This is a genomic window from Arthrobacter sp. H20, from assembly GCF_000520515.1.
Classification (GTDB): domain Bacteria; phylum Actinomycetota; class Actinomycetes; order Actinomycetales; family Micrococcaceae; genus Arthrobacter_D.
This window is the reverse complement of the sequence record NZ_KI914719.1, coordinates 38455-45222: the sequence shown is the minus strand read 5'-3', so window position 1 is coordinate 45222 and position 6768 is coordinate 38455. Positions and strand designations below refer to the sequence as shown.

8 protein-coding genes and 1 pseudogene are annotated in these 6768 nt (G+C 66.2%); all 9 read left to right on the top strand.

The window, feature by feature from the left end:
* Positions 1 to 500, top strand: a pseudogene (locus Y703_RS18225) (EscN/YscN/HrcN family type III secretion system ATPase); the annotation flags it as partial.
* A complete protein-coding gene (locus Y703_RS0105805; protein ID WP_026551957.1) occupies positions 500 to 928 on the top strand; it encodes a flagellar FliJ family protein in 429 nt (142 codons plus the stop codon). The pseudogene Y703_RS18225 and the gene Y703_RS0105805, both read left to right, overlap by 1 nt.
* Positions 925 to 1680, top strand: a complete 756-nt coding sequence (locus Y703_RS0105800) for a C40 family peptidase (RefSeq protein WP_026551956.1) — start codon at positions 925 to 927, stop codon at positions 1678 to 1680. Before Y703_RS0105805 ends, Y703_RS0105800 begins: the two co-directional genes overlap by 4 nt.
* Positions 1680 to 3146, top strand: a complete 1467-nt coding sequence (locus Y703_RS0105795; RefSeq protein ID WP_026551955.1) for a flagellar hook-length control protein FliK — start codon at positions 1680 to 1682, stop codon at positions 3144 to 3146. Before Y703_RS0105800 ends, Y703_RS0105795 begins: the two co-directional genes overlap by 1 nt.
* A 15-nt stretch (positions 3147 to 3161) precedes the next feature.
* Positions 3162 to 3590 carry a flagellar hook assembly protein FlgD gene (locus Y703_RS18220; RefSeq protein ID WP_035764003.1) on the top strand — a complete coding sequence of 143 codons (429 nt, stop codon included), beginning with the start codon at positions 3162 to 3164 and terminating at the stop codon, positions 3588 to 3590.
* A 27-nt stretch (positions 3591 to 3617) separates the two neighbouring features.
* A complete protein-coding gene (locus Y703_RS0105785; RefSeq protein WP_026551954.1) occupies positions 3618 to 4787 on the top strand; it encodes a flagellar hook protein FlgE in 1170 nt (389 codons plus the stop codon).
* Positions 4788 to 4911: 124 nt separating this feature from the next.
* The gene (locus Y703_RS18215; RefSeq protein WP_051427341.1) at positions 4912 to 5169 is read left to right on the top strand and encodes a flagellar FlbD family protein; all 258 of its coding nucleotides are present in this window, start codon (positions 4912 to 4914) and stop codon (positions 5167 to 5169) included.
* Between the two features lie 3 nt (positions 5170 to 5172).
* The gene (locus Y703_RS0105775; protein WP_026551953.1) at positions 5173 to 5964 is read left to right on the top strand and encodes a motility protein A; all 792 of its coding nucleotides are present in this window, start codon (positions 5173 to 5175) and stop codon (positions 5962 to 5964) included.
* The gene (locus tag Y703_RS0105770; RefSeq protein ID WP_026551952.1) at positions 5961 to 6752 is read left to right on the top strand and encodes an OmpA/MotB family protein; all 792 of its coding nucleotides are present in this window, start codon (positions 5961 to 5963) and stop codon (positions 6750 to 6752) included. The genes Y703_RS0105775 and Y703_RS0105770 overlap by 4 nt, the downstream gene beginning before the upstream one ends.
* The last annotated feature ends 16 nt before the right edge of the window (positions 6753 to 6768 follow it).

Genomic DNA, 6768 nt, shown 5'->3' with positions numbered 1-6768 from the left:
CAGCCACTCGCGGGTACCCGCCGTCGACCTTCTCACTGCTGGCACAGTTGCTGGAGCGGGCGGGCACCGGTGAGCGAGGGTCAGTGACAGGCATCTACACCGTCCTGGTGGACGGCGACGACCACAATGAGCCAATCGCCGACTCGGCGCGTTCCTTCCTGGACGGCCACGTGGTCCTGGACCGGAAGCTAGCGGTCGCAGGCCACTTTCCATCGGTCGACGCGTTGGGTTCCATCTCCCGGGTTGCCTCCCGGGTCAACACCCCCGAGCACAATCGATCGGCCGCGCACCTGCGTAAGGTGCTGTCCGCGCGACGGTCGGTGCAGGATCTGTTGGACGTCGGCGCCTACCAGCGAGGCACGAATCCCCTGGTGGATGCGGCAATCGACCATGAGGGCGCCATCAACTCTTTCCTTCAGCAGTCGATGACCCAGCAGACGCCAGGTGCCCAAACCTGGGAGCAGCTTGATCGACTAATCAGACTGCTGGGTGCGCCGTGATGGCCCGCGCGTTCCCTCTTGCCGGCCTGCTGCGTCTCCGGCGGATCCACCAGGATCAGGCAGCTGGTGAGCTGGCTGCGGCCAACGCCGCAGTGCGGGCCCGCGAGGCCGACCGTGGGGCCACAATGGGGTTTCTCGACCGATCGCTCAGCCGGGTCGATTCCGCTCAGGCGCTCTCCGCAGTTGCTGCAGCACGTGCCTCATCGCGCAGCATGCTGCGCGAGCTTGAGGCACTCGAAACCCGGTCCAGGGCGGATCTGGATCGAGCGCAGGCAGAGTTCAGCGCCGCCCGAGCCCGCACCATCAGCCTGGAAAAACTTGAGGAACGCCACACCGCAGCCGTGCAGGTGGAAGACCTCCGAACCGAGCAGCTGGTGCTCGACGAAATCGCCACCAACGCGCGGCCTCCGAGAGGAAAACAGACATGACAATGGTCGACACCGTGGGCCGGATCCAGCAGATCCAGTCGACACTGATGAGGCTTTCAACCCCGGTCACGGCACCCACCGCACCGGCCGGAGCAGGTGCACCCGCTTCCGGGTCGGCGTCGAACGCGTCCGCCGGGCCAAGCAGCGCATTCGCTGATGCGCTCGCAGCCGCCGCGGCGGGTACGGCGCCGGCGTCGGCAGCCCCAGCCACCACGCCGGCGTCGGCAGCCCCAGCCGTCGCTCCGGCGTCGGCTGTCGCGGCCCCCGCAAGGCCCATGGCCACTGGCGAAGCGACCAGCTCCGACGTCGTCACCGCGGCGAACCGCTACGTTGGCGTGCCCTATGTCTGGGGTGGCACCGACCCTGCGGTGGGGATGGACTGTTCCGGCTTCACCCAGCGGGTGTACCGGGACCTGGGTATCGAACTGCCCCGCGTGACCTGGGACCAGATGAAGATGGGAACTGAGGTGCCCTCCCTGGCTGAGGCTCAGCCGGGCGACCTGTTGTTCAGCCTGGACGGAGGGCACGTGTCCATCTATCTGGGCGATAACAAGGTGATTGATGCACCGCAGCCGGGTAAGACCATCACCGTCCGTGATGCCTGGGAGAACGACGGCAACCTTGACGCAATCCGCCGGATCGTTCCCACTGACTCGGCCAGCGCAGCCGCGTCAGCGGCCCCCGCCGACGGCGCGGCGCTGGCCGATGTGGTGGCCGCCGCGCAGGCTGCCTTCATCTCGGGCCGGCAATAGTGAGCGGCGCAGTAACGACGGTGACCGGGCCAACCGCCAAGGGGGCGTTGTCGGCGGTCAAGGCACAGGCCGACGGCGGCGCCTCCTTTGCGCCCGCCCTGAAACTGGCGCGCGACCTGCTGGATGGCACGATCACTCGGCCGGGCGCCGGATCCCGGGCCACTCCCGGTCCTACCCCGCCGGTCGGCCTCGCCACAGTGGGGTCTTCAGCTGAGCCGGCGCAGACTCCTGCCACGACCCCGGAACTGAAACCCACTGTCATTGCGCCTGCTGCACCCTCAACCTCAGCTGATGTGACCGCTTCGGAGGCTACCGCGGCGGCCCTGCCGCAGACCCCATCGGCCTTCCTCGCGGCTTCGTTTAGCGGTGGACGCATCGAGGCGTCGTCGGCCGACGTGCCCACCGAGACGAACCCGGCTGACGCTGCATCGCCGGTGGGAGTGGACGACTCCGCGCTCAATGCTGCTGGGTCTGCCTCAGTTCTCGGAAACCCAGCTTCAGGCGCAACGGAGGCGGCCCAGCGGACTGTGCTTCAGCCGAACCCGGACCAGCCGCACCCGGCCCAGCCGGAGGCGGCCCAGCAGACTGTGCTTCAGCCGAACCCGGACCAGCCGCACCTGACGGACGCGCCCGTGGTCAGCGCTGTCGCTGCTGCCACTAGCGCCACACACCCCTCGACGGTCGCAGCCGTGTTGCCTCCTGCCACGAGAGCTACGGCCGGGGGCGCAGCCGTTCCCGCGGTTACCACCTCCTCGGGTGCCAGTCTCTCCACCCCCACAGGTTCTGCCGCCGCGCCCCCGGTGGCTGCCCCCGGTCATCAGGCAGGCCCGGTGGGATCGGCCCAGCCATCGGCGGCGCGCAGTTCGGGCGCTGACGGGGAGAAGCTGGCGTCGATGGAGGCTCAGCCTGACCAGGCTGCCGGCAACCCCGCCGCGCAGCCCGTCACTGTGCAGCCAACGCCGCCATCCCAGACCGCCACACCAGCAACTCCAGCACTTCCGGCTCCCGCAGCTCAGCCAGTCCCGTTGGCTACCCAGCTCTACAAACCGGTGTTCAGCCTGACCGCGGCAGCACCCGGGGAGCACCTCATCACCGTTCGGGTGGCGCCGGATGAGTTCGGTCCGGTAACCGTGCGGGCTGTAGTGACCGCCGAGGGTATGCGCGTTGAACTATTCGCCCCCACGGATGCCGCGCGGGAGGCACTGCGCGGCATCCTGCCGGAGCTGCGACGCGACCTCGCCGCACCCGGAATGACCTCGAGCCTCGACGTCTCTACCAAGGACCCCGCGGACGATGGAGGGCCTGCCGCCGGCGAGCCGGACGGCCAGGACGCAGCAAGACGGGATCGCTCCACAGCCCTACCAGCTCCGCCCGCTACGTCGTCGGATTCCGCCCCACCTGATGACTTGCCTCCCGGTCGCGGAGGACCGGCCTGGACTCGATCAACACTCGACCTGCTCGCCTAACAAAGGACCAATCACGTGCCAATCGAAGCGGTCGAGGCCGCGACACCCACCTTCCAGGGCGAGCAGGTTCAGCGCAGCCCCAAACAGGCCATGGACAGCGAGGTCTTCATGTCGCTGCTGGTCAGCCAGCTCCGCAACCAGGACCCCAGCTCGCCGATGGACACCAACCAGATGATTTCGCAAACCACCCAGCTGGCCATGATGGAAAAAATCACTGAAATGACCGGCACCATCGAGGAGAACTTCTTCCTGGAGATGCGGACATCAGCTTCAACACTGCTGGGGAAAGAGATCAGCTACACCGACGACGCCGGCGACACCATCGTCGGTTCGGCCACCGCCGTCTCCTTCGCCGGCCCCGTCCCCACCGTCACCGTGGGGGACGCCACCATTCCACTCGACCAGATTTCCGGTGTAGTCATGCCGGCAGCCGAAACCCTCTGACACACTCCTCTCTCCGAAAGCCATCCCATGCTGCGCTCGCTCTACTCCGGAATTTCCGGCCTCCGCTCACACCAGACCATGCTCGACGTCACCGGCAACAACATCGCCAACGTCAACACCACCGGGTTCAAGGCGTCCTCCGCCCAGTTCCAGGACACCCTGTCCCAGCTCACCCAGGGAGCCGGCGGCCCTCAGCAGGCGGCGGGCGGAACCAACCCGGCCCAGATCGGGCTCGGCGTCCAGGTGGCCGGCATCTCCACCAACTTCGCGCAGGGTTCGGCGCAGGCCACGGGCCGGGCCACGGACATGATGGTCGCCGGTGAGGGGTTCTTCGTCACCCAGTCCGGCGGTGAAACCACCTACACCCGAGCAGGGTCCTTCGACTTCGACGCCGCCGGCCGGCTGGTCTCGCCCGACGGCGCGATCGTCCAGGGCTGGGGTGCGGTCGACGGTGCGGTGGCTGGCGGTGCGATCGGCGACATCACCGTGCCACGGGAGGCCGTGTCCGCTCCCGCGCAGACCACCACCGCGGGCGCCGTCGGGAACCTTCCCTCGGACGCCGCTGATGGCACCGAGATCATCCAGGACGTCGAGGTCTTCAACGCCACCGGCGAGGCACGTACCCTGACCCTGACCTTCACGAAGACTGGGGCCGGCTGGGACGTTGCCGGTGCGGATGGCGCTCAAACCGGAAACGGCGCATTGACGTTCGACGCCGACGGAAACGTCGCCACCGGCGGCACGCTGAACGTCGGCGGCATCGCCGTCGACCTGACCGAGGTCACCGGGGTGGCCCAACTGTCCACCATCTCCCTGGCGGAGCAGAATGGCCGGTCAGCTGGCACCCTCGAATCGTTCACCCTCTCACCGGACGGCACCCTGATCGGCGCCTTCAGCAACGGCGGCCGTGAACCCCTCGGCCGGATTGCCCTGGCCAACTTCGTGAACCCCGGCGGGCTGGAGAAGACCGGTTCGTCGTCCTACCGCGCCACCGTGAACTCCGGCGACCCAGCGGTGGGCGCACCCGGCGCCGACGGCCTGGGATCCGTGGCAGGCGGGATGCTGGAAATGTCCAACGTTGACCTGTCCCAGGAGTTCACCAACCTGATTGTGGCGCAGCGTGGTTTCCAGGCGAACGCCCGGATTATCACCACCTCGGATGAGGTCCTGCAGGAACTGTCCAATCTGAAGCGGTAAAATTTCGGCCCCCACTGAGCTGAAACAGCACTAACGACGGCCCCGAACCCTTACGAAAGGGTCGGGGCCGTCGATATGTAATACAAACGGCCGGCGACGGCCCCAAACCTTGAGGAACCGGCCGATGATCGTCGTCACGCACCTGAATGGGTCGCAGTTCGCGATCAACCCCGATCTGATCGAGAAGATCCACGCCAACCCGGACACCACCTTGTCCATGGTGGACGGATCCTTCGTGATCGTGTGCGAGCCGCTCGAAAATATGATTGAGATCATCCGCGGGTACCGCGCCTCAGTACTACGCATGGCCTGGGATCTGCCGGATACCCCGCGGCCGGTTGCCAAGCTCGCCGCCATCCCTCGTCACCCAACAGGAAAGTAGCCCATGGATCCGGCAACAATCATCGGCATTTTGCTCGCGTTTGGCTCCCTCTACGCGATGATCTTCCTGGAGGGCGCTCACGTCCAGTCGGTCCTGCTGCCGGCCCCAATGATCCTTGTGTTCGGCGCCACCATTGCCATCGGCCTGGCCTCGTTCACCATGAAGGACACCATCTCGGCGTTCAAAGCCGTCGGCCCCGCAGTCAAAGGCAGCAAGATCAAACTTGAGGAGACTGTCCAGGAGCTGGTTGGCTTCGCCGAGACAGCCCGGTCCGAAGGTCTGCTCTCCCTAGAGCAAAACGCTAACGAGGCCAAGGACCCGTTCCTGAAGAAGGCACTGCAGAACATCGCAGACGGCACCGAAGGAGATGACCTCCGGACCATGATGGAAGACGAGATTGCCACCAAGAACAAGACAGGCCGGGGCAACTCGAAGTTCTTCGCCGCCCTGGGTGGATACGCCCCGACAGTCGGCATCGTCGGCACCGTGGTGTCCCTGACCCATGTCCTGGAGAACCTCAACAAGCCGGATGAGCTCGGCCACATGATCGCGGCCGCCTTCGTCGCAACCCTCTGGGGCCTATTGTCTTCGAACTTCATCTGGCTGCCGATAAGCAGCCGCATCGGTCGCCTGAACGAACTAGAGGTCGACCGGATGAACCTTCAGCTCGAAGGAATCATGGCCATCCAGGAAGGTGCTCAGCCAATGCTGCTCACTGAACGCCTTACCGCCTTGGTTCCCCCGGGCAAGGCGGCCAAGGGCGTTAAAGAGAAGGCCGAGAACAAAGCAGCATGAGCAGGCCCCGCAGGAAGGCCGAGCCGCCTGAAGAGTTCCACGTCGACGAACGCTGGGCCGTCTCCTACGCCGACATGGTCACAGTCTTGATGTGCCTGTTCATCGTGCTCTTCGCCATGTCCACCGTGGACCAGGCAAAGTTCGAGCAGCTGCGCAATTCACTGGCCACCGGTTTCGGGCAAGTCGAGATGGCGGCCGTGGATACCGCCGAGGGCGTGGTGGTGCCCGCCGACATGATCGACAAGGGCCTCGAAGGGTTCACCGACATGGAATTGGCGCTGCAGGAAGTGGAAGATCTCCGCGAGGTCCAGCGCAAAATCGAGGAGGGACTCCTCGAGGACCAGCTGCAGGACTCGGTGCGCTTTGAGCTGGACGAACGGGGCCTCACCATTCGGTTGGTCAGCTCCGAAACGTTCTTCCTCCCGGACCGGGCCGAACTTACCGATCGGACCGGTCAGGTGCTCGACTCGGTCGGTCCCGTCCTGGCGAGTACGGGGCGGCAGGTCTCGGTTGAAGGCCATACGGCGAAGCTGCCGGAAACATTCCTTGCGCCGCGCGACTGGGAGCTGTCCACCGAACGGTCGGTCAACGTGCTGCGACACCTGGTGGAGCAGGGTGGGGTATCCGGCCCGCGAATCGCTGCGGTGGGCCACGGCGAAACCCGGCCGCTGGCGCCGGGCGTCACCGAGGAAGAGCTGAAGCTGAACCGCCGGGTCGACATCGTGGTGCTGTCGGATGAATCCGAAGCCGTCCGCGGGTTGATCCCCGAGGTCGCCGCCGGCACCTGACCCCTCCACCCCTCCG